This window comes from Paraburkholderia eburnea (genome assembly GCF_002917095.1).
In the GTDB taxonomy this organism is placed as follows: domain Bacteria; phylum Pseudomonadota; class Gammaproteobacteria; order Burkholderiales; family Burkholderiaceae; genus Paraburkholderia; species Paraburkholderia eburnea.
In genome coordinates, this window is the sequence record NZ_PQGA01000003.1 from 142,328 (window position 1) to 157,410 (window position 15,083).

At 66.4% G+C, this 15,083-nt stretch carries 12 protein-coding genes; 8 read left to right on the plus strand and 4 right to left on the minus strand.

Going from position 1 to position 15,083, the window contains the following annotated elements; all coding sequences use genetic code 11:
• Positions 1 to 81: 81 nt before the first annotated feature.
• The 3 genes from B0G62_RS08700 to B0G62_RS08710 form a co-directional block, all read right to left on the minus strand.
• The gene (locus B0G62_RS08700; protein WP_103703792.1) at positions 82 to 1,056 is read right to left on the minus strand and encodes a sugar kinase; all 975 of its coding nucleotides are present in this window, start codon (positions 1,054 to 1,056) and stop codon (positions 82 to 84) included.
• 88 nt (positions 1,057 to 1,144) lie between these two features.
• A complete protein-coding gene (locus B0G62_RS08705; RefSeq protein ID WP_103703793.1) occupies positions 1,145 to 1,933 on the minus strand; it encodes an apurinic/apyrimidinic endonuclease family protein in 789 nt (262 codons plus the stop codon).
• 166 nt (positions 1,934 to 2,099) lie between these two features.
• A complete protein-coding gene (locus B0G62_RS08710; protein ID WP_103703794.1) occupies positions 2,100 to 3,044 on the minus strand; it encodes a LysR family transcriptional regulator in 945 nt (314 codons plus the stop codon).
• A gap of 113 nt (positions 3,045 to 3,157) precedes the next feature.
• On the opposite strand from B0G62_RS08710, the gene B0G62_RS08715 reads away from it, so the two are divergent.
• From B0G62_RS08715 to B0G62_RS08735, 5 genes are all read left to right on the plus strand, one after another.
• Positions 3,158 to 4,231, plus strand: a complete 1,074-nt coding sequence (locus tag B0G62_RS08715) for a YeiH family protein (protein WP_103703795.1) — start codon at positions 3,158 to 3,160, stop codon at positions 4,229 to 4,231.
• Positions 4,232 to 4,420: 189 nt separating this feature from the next.
• A complete protein-coding gene (locus B0G62_RS08720; RefSeq protein ID WP_103703796.1) occupies positions 4,421 to 5,155 on the plus strand; it encodes a glutathione S-transferase in 735 nt (244 codons plus the stop codon).
• A gap of 133 nt (positions 5,156 to 5,288) precedes the next feature.
• A complete protein-coding gene (locus tag B0G62_RS08725; RefSeq protein ID WP_103704101.1) occupies positions 5,289 to 7,055 on the plus strand; it encodes a ClcB-like voltage-gated chloride channel protein in 1,767 nt (588 codons plus the stop codon).
• Positions 7,056 to 7,353: 298 nt separating this feature from the next.
• Positions 7,354 to 7,614 (plus strand): hypothetical protein, encoded by a 261-nt coding sequence (locus tag B0G62_RS08730; protein ID WP_103703797.1) that lies wholly within the window; start codon positions 7,354 to 7,356, stop codon positions 7,612 to 7,614.
• Positions 7,615 to 7,792: 178 nt separating this feature from the next.
• Positions 7,793 to 8,023, plus strand: a complete 231-nt coding sequence (locus tag B0G62_RS08735) for a DUF2795 domain-containing protein (RefSeq protein ID WP_103703798.1) — start codon at positions 7,793 to 7,795, stop codon at positions 8,021 to 8,023.
• A 37-nt stretch (positions 8,024 to 8,060) separates the two neighbouring features.
• On the opposite strand, the gene B0G62_RS08740 is transcribed toward B0G62_RS08735, so the two are convergent.
• On the minus strand, positions 8,061 to 8,693 hold the full coding sequence (locus tag B0G62_RS08740) for a TetR/AcrR family transcriptional regulator (RefSeq protein WP_103703799.1): 633 nt from the start codon (positions 8,691 to 8,693) through the stop codon (positions 8,061 to 8,063).
• A 432-nt stretch (positions 8,694 to 9,125) separates the two neighbouring features.
• Here B0G62_RS08740 and B0G62_RS08745 point away from each other — a divergent pair, with 432 nt between their 5' ends.
• Genes B0G62_RS08745 through B0G62_RS08755 form a run of 3 tightly spaced genes read left to right on the plus strand, consistent with a single transcriptional unit; the run spans position 9,126 to position 14,904 of the window.
• The gene (locus tag B0G62_RS08745) at positions 9,126 to 10,229 is read left to right on the plus strand and encodes an efflux RND transporter periplasmic adaptor subunit (RefSeq protein WP_103703800.1); all 1,104 of its coding nucleotides are present in this window, start codon (positions 9,126 to 9,128) and stop codon (positions 10,227 to 10,229) included.
• Positions 10,226 to 13,402 (plus strand): efflux RND transporter permease subunit, encoded by a 3,177-nt coding sequence (locus B0G62_RS08750; RefSeq protein WP_103703801.1) that lies wholly within the window; start codon positions 10,226 to 10,228, stop codon positions 13,400 to 13,402. The genes B0G62_RS08745 and B0G62_RS08750 overlap by 4 nt, the downstream gene beginning before the upstream one ends.
• On the plus strand, positions 13,399 to 14,904 hold the full coding sequence (locus B0G62_RS08755; RefSeq protein ID WP_244193158.1) for an efflux transporter outer membrane subunit: 1,506 nt from the start codon (positions 13,399 to 13,401) through the stop codon (positions 14,902 to 14,904). The genes B0G62_RS08750 and B0G62_RS08755 overlap by 4 nt, the downstream gene beginning before the upstream one ends.
• Positions 14,905 to 15,083 lie beyond the last annotated feature (179 nt).

A 15,083-nucleotide genomic window follows, 5' to 3' on the forward strand; every position in this document is an offset into this window, starting at 1 on the left:
GTGTCTCCTGTCGGCGGCACGTTTGGGCGGTCAGCCTCGTGCCGTTCCTTGCTGAATGTGGGGCCAGGTGTCTGACGTGCTTCAGGCGGCCTGCGCCGGGCTGACGTCGTGCGCTTCGAGCGCATCGAGTTGCGCGCGCGTCGGCAGTCCTTCCGAATCGCCGATCACCTGCACCGCGAGCGCGCCGATGCGGTTGCCGCGCGCCACGGCCTCGGGCAGCGGACGTCCTTCGAGCAGCGCGCTCACCACGCCCACCGCGAAGCCGTCGCCCGCACCGACCGTATCGACCACGTTGTCCACGCGCTGCGCCTGCACGTGGCCGCGCTCACCCGTGTTCGTCTCGAAGTACGCGCCTTCGGCGCCGAGCTTCACGATCACACCGCGCGCGCCGCGCTCCAGATAGAAGCGTGCGATCAATTCCGGATCGTCGGAGCCTGTGAGGATGCGGCCTTCGTTCACGCCCGGGAGCACCCAGTCGGCGAAGCGCGCGAGTTCGTTGAGCGTCGCGACCATTTCGGCTTCGGAGCCCCAGAGCGTCGGGCGCAGATTCGGATCGAAGGTGATCGTGCGGCCCGCTTCGCGCATCTCGCGGGCAAGCATGAAAGCGAGTTCGCGCGAGGTCGCCGAAATGGCGGGCGCCACGCCGCTCAAATGCAGATGCCGTGCGCCCAGCACGTAGCCGCGTTTGTAATCGCCGATCGACAGATGGCTCGCCGCCGAACCGCGCCGGAAATATTCGACGGCGGGATCGCTGCCGTCGTCGGTCTTCGATTTGAGCTGGAAGCCGGTGGGATAGCGCGGATCGGTTTCGACGCACTGGGCGTCGATGCCTTCCTGCGCGAGCACGCCGCGCACGAAGCGGCCGAACGAATCGTCGCCGACGCGGCTCATCCAGCCCACCTTGAAGCCGAGGCGCGCAAGCCCCGTCGCCACGTTCAGTTCCGCGCCCGCCGCGCGCTTCGCGAAGTGCGCGACGTCGTGGAGCGCGCCGGTGTCGGCGGCCACGAACATCGCCATGGCCTCGCCGTAGGTGATGACATCGAGGGAGTGCGTCATGAAATGCGTTCCTGCAAAAAAGTGAATTCGGGGGCGCTTAGTGCACGCTCAGTTCACGCCTGGTTCACCCAGTTCGCCCGGATCCCGCTCAAGCCGAGGCGAGCCACGCCACGTAGCGGGCGGCGTCTTCCTCGACGCGCGGCTCGTCGAACGGAAATTCGATACCGCGCGGCACGTCCGAAGGCAGTCGCGCGAGCGCGGCGCGGCACAGCGGATCGTCGGCGGCGGGCGCGCAGGCAAAGCGGCGCGCGCCCTCGCCAACGACGGCCTTGCAGTGGATGTATTCGACGTTGGGCGCGAGCGCGACGGCGGCCATCAGCGGCGCTTCCCCGGTCCACTGCCAGTTGCCGATATCGAATGTCATGCCGATCAGCTTGTCTTCCCCGGCTGCACGCAGCGCGCGGAACAGCGCGGTGAATTGGGCGAGCTTGCCGCCCTGTTCGAGCTGGCCGTTTTCGACCACCACGCGCGGCGCGCTGGCCTCTGCGCGGCCTTTCACGCCGAGTTCTTCGAGAATCGCCGCGAGCCGTGCGGCGTGCGCCTCGCCCGCGAAGCCGCCGAGCTGCAACTTGACGAAGCGCGCGCCGAGCGCGCGGCCGCATTCGACGGCATGGCGCAGTTGCATTTCGTTGAGCGCGCCGTCGTCGGCGTAGAGCGTGTCGGGCGTTGACCACACGGGCCACAAGCCAGAACCCGCAAGCGCTGTGCCGAGCGCGCGCAGCGCGTCGGGATGCGCGTCGGCGTCGTGCATCAGTTCGCGCCGCACCTCGAAGGCACAGGCGCCCGAGCGCTTCGTCGCCCCAAACCATGCCGCATGTCCGTCACGCCAGATCGATCCAGCGCCGAACGCGCTTGACACAATTGCCACTTCCGCCATCGTCGTCTTCCTGTTACTGCCGGTTCCGCTTGCCTGGATATTGCTTGGAACCGGTTCCAAATCATGCTCGAAAAAAAGCGCTTACGCGCCTGAGCCGATCCATCGGATTGATTGGCGGGATGTTGCGCCGACCCGGCAGCCGGCGCCATTGTGGAAATCCCCTAATTCAAGGCGGGAACCTCGTAGCGCCCGAAGCGTGGCCTGAGCCGCCGCCGTTCTCGCCCGGCGCGTCGAGCAGACATAGCTCGAGAAAGCGCTGCGTCACGCGCGAAGCCGCGCCCGCGTGCGGCACGACGATCGAGAAGCGCCGCGCGAGCGGTTCGGGACCGATGCGGATCTGGGCCAGCGCGCCGTCCTCGTGGCGCATCGACATCGCCGACACAAAGCCGATCCCCATGCCCGCCCGCACCGCTTCCTTAACGCCCTCCACGCCCGCGATCTCCAGTGCGACGCGCATCGGCACCGCCGCGCGCGCGAAGGCGCGTTCGACCACTTGACGCACGCCCGAGCCGTCTTCGCGCAGCACGAGGGGCAGATCGCCGAAGGCCGACAGATCACAGCGCGCTAGCCCTGCTGCGCCGGCGAGCGCATGGCCGCGCGGCGCGATCGCCACGATTTCGTCCTCGTGCCAGGGATGCACGGCGCAATCGGCGGGCAGTTGCGAACCCACCGGCCCTTCGACCAGCGCGATATCGAGCTCGCCGAGCATCGCCACGACGTCGGCGGTGTTGCCGCTCGCGGTTTCCAGCTTCACGTCCGGATAGCGCCGATGGAACGCCGCGACCAGATACGGCAGGCGGTAGCTCGCGGGTGTCGTGCTCGCGCCGATGCGCAGCGTGCCACGCTCCAGACCGCGCAGTGCGTCACGAAATGCCTGCGCGTCGCGCCAGTTCTCGCGCAGACGCGCCGCGTAGGCCGCGAGCTGCTCGCCCGTGGGCGTCAGGCGCACGCCGCGCCCGTCGCGCAGATACAGCGGCTCGCCGAATTCCTCCTGCAACAGCTTTAGCTGCCCGGACACGGCGGGCTGCGACAGATGCAGCGCGAGCGCGGCGCGGCTGATGTTGCGGTGCTCGGCGACGGCAGCAAAAGTTATCAGTTGTTCCGGGGTCATCGCATCAAATTATTGGGTTGACCTATAGTTTACTTCGCAAATGACGATTTTTCATATCGTTATATGTAATTTAGGATTAGCGCATTCGTAGCCAGATCAAAACACTCACTGCCATGTCCACTCCGTCGTCTACTCTCGCTCACCCGTCGCTTTCGACACGCGGCCAGATCAACGGCGTGCTGTTCGTCGCGCTGTTCGCCTTCGCCGTCACGCGGCTCGCGGCCCTGCCCGCCATCGCCAACCTGGGGCTGAGTCCGCTGATCGTCGGCATCGTCGCCGGCGCGATCTACGGCAATCTGCTGCCCGACACGATGCCCGAAAGCTGGGCGGCGGGCGTCAACTTCTCCGCGCGCAAGCTGCTGCGCATCGCCGTGGCCTTCTTCGGGCTGCGCGTGAGCCTGCAGGAAATCGCCCAGGTGGGGCTGCCGGGCCTCGTCGAATCGGTGGCGATCGTCGTGAGCACGCTGGTGATCGGCACCTGGGCGGGCATGAAGATCATGAAGCTCGACCGCGACACGGCCATCCTCACGGCCGCCGGCAGCGCGATCTGCGGCGCGGCCGCCGTGCTCGCCTTCGAGTCCACGCTGCAGTCGAAGCCGCACAAGAGCGCGATGGCCGTGGGCAGCGTGGTGCTGTTCGGCACGCTGTCGATGTTCCTCTACCCGCTGCTCTATCGCGCAGGCTGGCTGCATCTGGATACCGTCGGCGCGGGTCTGTTCTTCGGCGGCACGATTCACGAAGTCGCGCAGGTCGTGGGCGCGGCGAGCAACGTGGGCCCGGACGCCTTGCACATCGCCACCATCGTCAAGATGACCCGCGTGATGCTGCTCGTACCGGTGCTGCTGGTGCTCGGCGTGTGGCTCAATCGTTCGGCGCGCGGTGCGCAAGGTACTGACGGCGCGAAACACGGTTCGCGCAAGCTCGCGGTGCCCTGGTTCGCACTCGGTTTCCTCGCGCTGGTGGTGGTGAACTCGCTGCATGTGCTGCCCGAAGCGGCTACCTCGTCGCTGAACCTGCTCGACACCTTCGCGCTGACCATGGCCATGACGGCGCTCGGCATCGAAACGCGCGTCTCGCAGATCCGCCAGGCCGGTCCGCGTGCGCTGACCACGGGGTTCATCCTTTACGTCTGGCTCGTGCTGGGTGGCCTCGCGATGACCTGGGGCGTGGAGCGGCTGTTCGGCTGATGACAGAAACGCGATTCAGGCAGAGCCTGAGAGACTGCGCACCGGTTCGTCCGGTCGCTTGCCCCGCCCTCGGCGGGGCTTTTTGCGCTTGTAGCCCAGCGTTCGCATCCCTGATTTCGGGCAAGCCACGCAGCACCCAGGCGCGACGGTTGCGGCCCATACTGTCCGATCCGACGAAGGGGACGAGCAATGGCATACGAACTGTATTACTGGGACGGTTTGCAGGGACGGGGCGAATTCGTGCGCCTGGCGCTGGAGGAAGCCGGCGCGCCCTATGTGGACGTGGCGCGCGGCGCGAAAGAGGATGGCGAGGGTATCGGCGCGCTGATGGCCGGACTGGAGAGCGACGGGCCGTATCCGCCCTACGCGCCGCCTTTTCTCAAGGACGGCGAGCTGATCGTGCCGCATGTGGCCAACATCCTGTTCTACCTCGGCCCCAAGCTCAAGCTCGCGCCTCGCGACGAGGGCTTGCGCATCATTGCGAACGGCCTGCAACTGACGATCGCGGACCTCGTCACCGAAGTGCACGACACCCATCACCCGATCGCCAGCGGCCTCTACTACGAGGATCAGCAGGACGCGGCGAAGGCACGCTCGAAGGACTTCATCCAGCATCGCCTGTCGAAGTTCATGAGCTACTTCGAGCGGGTGCTCGCGCAGAATCCGGACGGGCCAGGGCACATGGTCGGCCGTGCGCTCAGCTATGTCGACCTGTCGATGTTCCAGATCGTCGAAGGCTTGCGCTACGCGTTCCCGAAGGCGACGAAGCCTCTCGCCGACCACTATCCGCACGTGATCGCGCTGCACGACGCCGTGGCCGCGCGGCCCAATATCGCGGCTTACGTGCAGTCCGGGCGGCGGCTGCCGTTCAACGAAACGGGGATCTTCCGTCACTATCCGGAACTCGATCGGGCCGTGCGCTGAGCGCCGCGAGCGCCGTGAACCATCGCGGTCGCGCCTGTCAACGCAGTCGGACTCAAGCGGCCACCGCGTGGCGCGGCGCCGCTATTCGTTTTGCTGGTTTTTTCTTCTCAACCCTCCAACCTGCCCGCCTGCCGTGCTGTCATTCCTGCTGAAACTGCGCACCCGCGCCCGCGACCTCTTTCGCCTCTCCGACGCCCATACCATGCTGATCTGGTCGGTCATCGTCGGCGTGGCCGGGGCGTTCGCGACCGTGCTCTTCCGCGAGGGCATCGCTCATTTGCAGATCCTCTTCACGGGCAGCGAAGGCAGTTTCGTCGAGATGGCGCGCCGGCTGCCGTGGCACACGCGCATCTGGCTGCCCGCCGCGGGCGGCTTCATCGCGGGCTGTCTGCTGCTGATGGCCAGACGCGATGCGCCGGCTGCGGGTAGCAAGCCCAACAAGCCAGGCGACAAGCCGATCCACACCGACTACGTCGAAGCCGTGGCGATCGGCGACGGCGTGATGCCGGTCGGCACGAGCCTCTGGCGCAGCGCATCGTCGCTGTTCACGATCGCCAGCGGCGGCTCGATCGGCCGCGAAGGGCCGATGGTGCAGCTCGCCGCGCTCGCAGCCTCGCTGATCGGACGCTGGGTCCATTTCGACCCGCAACGTCTGCGCCTGCTGGTCGCGTGCGGCGCGGCGGCCGGTATCACTTCGGCCTATAACGCGCCGATCGCGGGCGCCTTTTTCGTGACGGAAATCGTGCTGGGCGCGATCGTCATGGAGAGCTTCGGGCCGATCGTGGTGGCCTCCGTGGTCGCCAACATCACGATGCGCGAGTTCGCGGGCTACAAGCCGCCTTACGAGATGCCGGTGTTCCCGCCCGTCACGGGCGTCGAGGTGTTGCTGTTCGTCGCGCTCGGCATTCTGTGCGGCGTGCTCGCGCCGCGTTTTCTCGCCTTGCTCGACGTGACGAAAGCCGGCTTCGGGCGCCTCAAGCTGCCGCTGCCCGCCAGGCTCGCGCTCGGCGGGCTCGTGTGCGGCGTGCTGTCGGTGTGGACGCCCGAGGTCTGGGGCAATGGCTACAGCGTCGTGAACTCGATCCTGCATTCGCCGTGGACATGGACGGCGCTCGCCACGGTGCTCGTCTTCAAGCTGATCGCCACGGCCGCGACGGTGGGTTCGGGCGCCGTGGGCGGGGTCTTCACGCCGACGCTCTTCATGGGCGCGGTGGTCGGCTGCCTGTTCGGCCATGGCATGAACGCGTTCTGGCCGCACGGCACGTCCGCGCCGTTTGCCTACGCGATGGTCGGCATGGGCGCGTTCCTCGCGGGCGCGACCCAGGCGCCGCTGATGGCGATCCTCATGATCTTCGAAATGACGCTCAGCTACCAGGTGGTGCTGCCGCTGATGCTCTCGTGCGTGGTCGCGTATTTCGTCGCACGCGCGACGGGCACGAAGTCGATGTACGAAATCACGCTGCACCGCAATCGCGAGGAAGCTGAACGCCTGCGCCTGCGCGCCACCCAGATGCGCGAGCTGGTGCGCCCCGCCGATACCGTCGTGCGCGCCGATGCGACGGTGCAGGAGATGACGCGCGTGTTTCTCGAATATCCGGTCAAGTATCTCTACGTGACGGACGACACGGGGCGCTTTCTCGGCGCGGTCGCGCTCGCCGACATCACCAACGACCTGCTGCAAAAGCGCGACACCTCGAACAAGCACGCGTGCGATTACCTCAAGGCGTCGTTCGACGTGCTGACGCCCGATATGCCGCTCGCGGTGGCGTTGCAGCATTTCATGTCGTTCCAGGGCGAGCGCCTGCCGGTGATTGAAAGCGCGCAGCAGCCGCGGCTGGCGGGGGTCGTCTACAAGACTTCGTTGCTGGATGCGTATCAGCGGATGAACCCGGAGCGCTAGGCTGCAATAAGCGAAGTTAAGTTGCTGATTTCCTGTGACAAATCAAAAAAGCACGCGCGTTCGAGACGTGATGCCGCATTTGCTGCCATTATGAGATTTCCGTTCGCGCGTGTGCCCTGACAGACGTTGCGCCAATGTCTGTCACCGCTTTTCCGCATGCCCGACGGTGTGTCGCGTGGCCTGCGCTGCTTTGCCCAGTTTCCTGCACGCGGCCGCCTTGCCTCGTCCGGTCAGCCTGACCGCCACGGCACGGCACTTGCTGCGACCTTCGGGCCGCATGAGGAAAGGAGGTCGAGCGATGAAAACCTCGACGCTGTTGACCACTGTGCTGCTGTCGGCCTCGTGCTTCGCGGCACCCGTGCGTACGCAGGACGCCCAGATCGACCGTGCCAGCGCCGCCGCGCCCGACGTTCGTTCGCCGATGGCGGATGTGCCCGTGGCGCCGCCCGCGCCCGAGGTGCCGAGTGCGACGGGCGTGCAGCACTGGGAGTATCTGAGCCTGCCGAAGTCGCACAGACTGGACCGTACGCTAAGCCCGATTCTGCATCAGCAGACTTGAGCGCCGGGCGCGCGGGTTTGCCCGCTGTGCATCGACTGGCGGCGCGGCGCCGGCATTGTGTATGCTTGTCGCGACGCCAACGGCCCTACGCCATGTTTCACCCTGCGGGGGCCGTCCATCTATCCGGTTTTTGAGCTGATTTCACGTTAGCGCGCCCGCCGCGCCGAGGATTTCGCGCATGTCCGCCTCATCCATCCCCGAAGAGCCGATCGACCTTCAGTTCGCCGACGTCCTGCGCGAAGTGCGCTGGCCCGCCAACAAGGACGATCTCGTGGAGGCCGCCCGCAACGCCGGGGCGAGTAACGAGGTGCTGGGGATTCTCGACGGGATGCCCGAGCAGGACTACCGCGACGTGGCCTCGGTCACGCGTCTGATCGGCAGCAACTACGGCCCTGGCCTCGGTATCTGAGGGCCGCGAGGCTCGCCAGCTCCATCGTGCGCGCGGCTCAGGCGTCGCGGCCAAACACCACGCGCGCGAAGAAGCGGCCAAGCACTTCTTCCACCACCGGCAGCGTCACGTGCTGCGGATCGGCCGTGGCCAGGAATTGCACGCCATCGCACAAACCCATCAGGCCCAGCGCCATCAGATCGGGCGCGATCGACAGCGGCGTGCCCACGCGCGCCGAGAATTCCTCGATATAGGCCGCCAGGCGCTCGCGTTTTTCCTTCATGAAGGCGTTGAAACGCGTGCGAAAACGCGCGTCGCGGGCCGCAAGCAATTTGGCTTCCACCCACAGCAGGAACATCTTGTTGTCCTGCGGCAGGCGGCTGTAGAACGCCAGCACGCGCGCCTCCATGACCTCGCGCGGGGCGTTGGCCTCGAAGATCGCACGCAGATCGACTTCCATCGCCTCATGGTCGCGCCGCAGCAGTTCGACCAGCAGCTCGGCCTTGCTATCGAAATTCGAGTAGAACGCGCCGCGCGTGTAGCCGGCCTCCTGCGCGATGTCCTCGACGCTCGCGCCCACAAAGCCTTTGGCCATGAACAAAGCCTGCGCGGCATCGAGCAGGCGCTCGCGCGTCTGATCGCGGCTCTGCTCGCGGGTGAGTCGTGGGCGCGGTGTGGCTTGGCGCGTCATGGCGTGGGGTGACAAGGCTCGGGTGGATAGGTTGCGGCGTGATGGCGATGCTTCTGGCATGACCCGACGGTAGCGCGAGTCTATCACTGAATCTTTCTTCGGATTCATTTGTGTATTCAGATACAGCCTTGTATTAGAATTCACGGAATTATCTGAGATCGATCGGTGTGCGACGCAGGAGCCATCCATGTACGCCGTGTCTGGCCTGTTTTGCTTTCGCGGGCGGACGGACTCAGCGGCGGCGTGACCGGCCCGGGGCGAGCGACAGCGCGCACGGGCCCGGCGCGCGTGCGTTCCAGGCATGTCGAGGTCCATGTGAATCGTCGCGGTCGTAGCGCATCGAGGATGCGCAGTCAGTGTCAGTCCCAGGCTATCGCCGTCAATCCGTCCGATCCGTCCGTGCAGGCAGGCGCATCGAGGTCATCGCGCGTCATGAGCGCCCTCGCGTTGTGCGCCTTCAGCGCACTGGCCGGCCTCGCCGGCTGCAGCAAGCATGAGGAAGCGGCGCCGGGGCCGCGCCCGGTCGTCTCGATGACCGTGCATGCCGATCAGAGCGGCCCATCCACCACGTATCCGGGCGGCGTCCAGGCGCGCAATAACACGCCGCTGTCCTTCCGCGTGAACGGCAAGATCATCGAGCGCAACGTGCGGCTAGGCGATGTGGTCAAGCCCGGCCAGGTGCTGGCGCGGCTGGACCCCGCCGATTACGACAGGAATGCCGCGAGCGCCCAGGCGCAGTACGATGCCGCGCAGCACCGCTATGTGTTCGCGAAGCAGCAGCTCGACCGCGATACCGCCCAGGCGCAGGCCAACCTGATCGCCCGCGCGCAGTTCGAGCAGACTCAGGATGCCTACGCATCGGCCGTCGCGGGGCGCGACCAGGCAAAGCAGCAACTCGCGCTCTCCCAGGATCAACTCCGCTACACCCAGCTCGTCGCCGATCACGCGGGCATCATCACCGCCGAGAACGCCGATACCGGCCAGAACGTGCAGGCGGGCCAGGCCGTTTATCAACTCGCCTGGACCGGCGATGTGGACGTGGTCAGCGATCTGCCCGAAAACGCCATCGCCGGATTGCATACCGGCGACCCCGCGCAGGTCACGCTCCCCGCGCTGCCGGGACGCAGCTATACGGCGAAGGTGCGCGAACTGGGCGCCGCCGCCGACCCGCAAAGCCGGACGTGGCGCGTCAAGCTCACACTCGAACACCCGGACGCCGAGGTGCGCCTCGGCATGACGGCCAATATCGCGCTCTCTTCCACCGCCGCCAGTCACGCGGCGAGCAGCCATTTCACCGTCCCCGCCACCGCCCTCTTTCACGACGGCAACGCGCCCGCGCTCTGGATCGTGCAAGGCGCGGACAACGTGCTGCAACTGCGCCGCGTGAGCGTGTCGCGCTACGACGCGCGCACCGTCACCGTGACGGACGGCCTCAAGGACGGCGATCGCATCGTGCTGCAAGGCGTGCATACGGTCAGCGCGGGCGAGAAAGTGCACCCGGTTGCCCCGCTGCACCCCGAGGACTTCGCGTCATGAGCGAACGCGAAGACCCGCAACACGCAGCCGACGACCCATCCGACCACGGCCCCGGCGCCGACCACGACGAAGGCCGCTTCAATCTGTCCGCCTGGGCGCTGCGCCACCGCACGCTAGTGACCTTTCTGATCGCGCTGGCGACGATCTTCGGCGCGTTGTCGTACACGCGTCTTTCGCAGTCCGAAGATCCGCCCTTCACGTTCCGCGTGATGGTGATCCAGACCTTCTGGCCAGGCGCGAGCGCGCGCCAGGTCGAGGACGAAGTCACGAGCCGCATCGGCCGCAAGCTCCAGGAAACGCCTTATATCGACTTCCTGCGCAGCTACTCGCGGCCCGGCGAGTCGTTGGTGTTCTTCACCATGAAGGATTCCGCGCCGGTTTCCGAGGTGCGCGAAACCTGGTATCAGGTGCGCAAGAAAGTCGGCGATATTGCGCCGATGCTGCCGCAAGGCGTGCAAGGACCGTTCTTCAACGACGAGTTCGGCGATGTCTACACCAACATCTACGCGCTCGAAGGCGATGGTTTTTCGCCCGCGCAACTGCACGATTACGCCGACAATCTGCGCGAAGAACTGCTGCGCGTGAAGGACGTCGGCAAGGTCGATTACTTCGGCGATCCGAATCAGCGCGTCTATGTGGAAATCGCCAACGCGCAACTCACGCGTCTGGGCATCTCGCCCACGCAGATCGGCCAGGCGATCGGCGCGCAGAACAGCGTCGCGGCATCCGGCACCCTCACCACGCCCGACGACCGCGTGTTCGTGCGCCCGAGCGGCCAGTTCACCGATCTCAAGGCGCTCGCCGATACGCTCATCAGCGTGAATGGCCGCAGCTTCCGGCTGGGCGACATCGCCACGATCCGGCGCGGCTACGACGACCCGCTCGCCACGCAGATGCGCTTCCAGGGCAAAGCCGTGCTCGGCATCGGCATCACCATGCAGCCAGGCGGCGATGTGATCCGCCTGGGTAAGGCGCTCGACGCGCGCGTCGGCGAGTTGCGCCGCGAACTGCCCGCGGGCCTCAAGCTCGTCGAAGTGTCGAGCATGCCGGACGCGGTCTCGCATTCGGTGGACGACTTCGTCGAAGCGGTGGCCGAAGCCGTCGGTATCGTGCTGGTCGTGAGCCTCGTGTCGCTGGGCGTGCGCACGGGCATGGTGGTCGTCATCACGATTCCGATCGTGCTCGCCGTCACCTCGCTCGTGATGTACCTGTTCGACATCGGCCTGCACAAGGTCTCGCTCGGCACGCTCGTGCTTGCGCTCGGGCTGCTGGTGGACGACGCCATCATCTCCGTCGAGATGATGGCCGTGAAGCTCGCGCAGGGCTGGAACCGCACGCGCGCCGCCGCGTATGCCTATACGAGCACCGCGTTTCCGATGCTCACCGGCACCCTCGTCACGGTGTCCGGCTTCCTGCCGATCGTGCTCGCGAAATCGAGCACGGGCGAATACACGCGCTCGATCTTCCAGGTGTCGGCGATCGCGCTGGTCGCGTCGTGGTTCGCGGCGGTCGTGCTGATTCCGCTGCTCGGCTATCGCCTCCTGCCCGAACGCAAAGCCGATCCGAACGCCACGAACGGCGCGCATCACGAAGAGGACATCTACGACACGCGCTTCTACCATCGTCTGCGCGGCTGGGTAGGCTGGTGCATCGAGCGGCATATCGTCGTGCTCGCGCTCACCATCGTGCTGTTCGTCGTGGCGCTCGCGGGCTTCACGCTGATTCCGCAGCAGTTCTTTCCGAGTTCGGACCGGCCGGAGCTGCTGGTGGACGTGCGCCTGCCCGAAGGCGCGTCGTTCGATGCCACGCTGCGCCAGACGAAACAGCTCGAAGCAGCGCTCAAAGGCCGCCCTGAAATCGATCATTCGATCGACTTTGTCGGCACGGGCGCGCCGCGCTTCTATCTGCCGCTCGACCAGCAGTTGCAGCAGCCGAATTTCGCGCAGTTCGTCATCACGGCGAAGTCGGTCAAGGATCGCGAAAAGCTCGCCGACTGGCTGGAAACGAAGTTGCGCAATGACTTCCCGGCGATCCGCACACGCCTCTCGCGGCTGGAAAACGGCCCGCCCGTGGGCTATCCCGTGCAGTTCCGCGTGAGCGGCGACGACATCGCCACCGTGCGCAGCATCGCCGAGCGCGTGGCCGCGCAGATGCGCGCCGACCCGCGCACCACGAACGTCGGCTTCGACTGGGACGAGCCGGCCGAGCGTTCGCTGCACTTCGCGATCGACCAGCAGAAAGCGCGTGCGCTCAATATCTCGTCGCAGGACGTCGCCAATTTCCTGCAGATGACCTACTCCGGCTACACGGTCACGCAGTACCGCGAGCGCGACAAGCTCATCAGTGTCGATCTGCGCGCGCCCGCCAACGAGCGCGTCGATCCCGCCCATATGCTCGCGCTGGCGATGCCCACGCCCAACGGTCCGGTGCCGCTGGGCGCCATCGGCCACCTCGAAAACACGCTCGAATACGGCGTGATCTGGTCGCGCGACCGGCAGCCGACCATCACCGTGCAGGCGGACGTGCGGCGCGGCGCGCAAGGCATCGACGTGACGCATGCGCTGCAAAAAACGCTCGCGTCGATGCAGGGCACGCTGCCGACCGGTTATCGCATCGAGGTGGGCGGCTCGGTCGAGGAAAGCGCCAAAGGCCAGGCGTCGATCTTCGCGCAGTTGCCGGTGCTCATGATCGCTGTGCTGACGCTCCTGATGATCCAGTTGCAAAGCCTCTCGCGCGTGATGATGGTCGTGCTCACCGCGCCGCTGGGGCTGATCGGCGTGGCCGTCGCGCTCCTGCTTTTTCACGAGCCGTTCGGCTTCGTGGCGATGCTCGGCGTGATTGCGATGTTCGGCATCATCATGCGCAATTCGGTGATTCTGGTGGATCAGATCGAGAGCGATATCCGCGCCGGACACAAGCGTTTCGACGCGATCGTGGGCGCGACCGTGCGGCGCTTCCGGCCCATCATGCTGACGGCCGCCGCCGCCGTGCTCGCGCTGATTCCGCTGGTGCGCTCGAACTTTTTCGGGCCGATGGCGACGGCGCTGATGGGCGGCATCACGAGCGCAACCGTCCTCACGCTGTTCTTCCTGCCCGCGCTCTATGCGGCGGCGTTCCGCGTGCGCGCGAGCGAGAGCGACGCCGCGCGTCCCAATGGCCAGAACGCATCATGAAACGATCCGCGCCGATGAAGACCTTTGCCTTGCAACGCCCGCTGCTGAGTGCGGCGGCGCTTGTCGTGTTACTGGCAAGCGGCTGCGCCTTCGGCCCCGATGGCGCGCCGCCCGTGACGCCCAATCCCGCGCATTACGGCGTAGCGGCGCAGCCCACGCAGACTGTCGCCGCACAAGGCGTCGCGCAGCAGTTCGCGGTGGGCGCGCAGCCGGTGCCGCAATGGTGGACGCAGTTCGATTCGCCGGCGCTCGATGCGCTGGTCGAGGAAGGTCTCGCCAACAGTCCGAACCTTGCCGCCGCCGATCACAGCCTGCAAGCCGCGCGCGAGCAGTTGCGCGGCCAGATCGGCAGCTCGTTGTTGCCGACCGTCGATGCGATCGGCACCGCGCAGCGCCAGCGCGCGCCCGGCATCCCGCAGCTGGGCGTCGATAAGCTCGAATACAACCTGTTTGCGGGCCTCGTCGAGGTGCGCTATTCGTTCGACATCTTCGGCGCTTCGCGGCTGAACAATGCCGCCCTCGCCTCGCGTGTGAATTTGCAGGCGTTCCAGTTCGAGGCGGCGCGCCGCGCGCTGGCGGCCAATATCGTCGCGAGTGTGTTGGGCATCGCCACGCTGCACGCGCAGATCGACACGACGCAACGGCTCGTCGACATCGCCAATGCGCAAGCCGACGATCTGCAAAAGCGCTATGCGCTGGGCGCGGTTTCGCATACGGACCTGCTCAACGCGCAGCAAAGCGCGGCGGCGCTCGCCGCCAATCTGCCGGGGCTGCAGCAGCAGGCGGCGGCCATGCGCCATGCGCTGGCCGTGCTGCTGGGCCGCTCGCCCGACCAGGCGCCGTCCGATCTCGATCTCGCGAGCTTTCATCTGCCGCAGCAGGTGCCTGTTGTGGTGCCGTCGGATCTGCTGAAAACGCGCCCCGATATCGAGGCCGCGGGCGCGGCGCTGATTGCCGCCTCCGCGGAGGTGGGCGCGGCCACGGCGCAGATGTACCCGAGCATCACGCTTTCGGCGGGGCTGGGTCAGGGCGGATTTAGCTGGCCGGTGGCGACTTCGGGCGTGGGCGCGCTGTGGGCCATCGGCGCGTCGCTCACGCAGCCGATCTTTCACGGTGGCGCGCTGCTCGCGCAGCGGCGGGCCGCCGTGCAGTCGTATGACGCGGCCAATGCGTCGTACCGACAAACCGTGCTTGCGGCCTTCCAGGATGTGGCCGACCGGCTCGCGGCGCTGGAGCACGACGCACAGGCGCTCGATGCGGCCGGCACCTCGGCGCAGACCGCGCAAGGCGTTTACGACGATACCAACGCGCGATACAAGCTGGGCGCGGTGCCGTACTACGCGGTGCGCCAGAGCGAGCAGCAATGGCGCAATGCGAGCCTCGACGCGATCCGCTATCGCGGCGCACGACTGTCGGATACGGCCGCGCTGTTCCAGGCAATGGGCACCCCGCCGGGCGCCGGCAGCACCAACGCTGCCAGCACGAACACTTCGGCACCTTGAAGGCGTGTCGCCGTGCACATGCAAGGTGTGCGCGTTCATTCCCGAGGCGGCCAGAATCAGAAAAAAGGCCGCCTCGCACGCTCTCCACTTAATCTGAATCTCGTCTTTCCCACGCATATTTCACGATTTTCCGACGGAAAGATCTCAGATTAATTTTTAAGACTTTACTGATACACTCG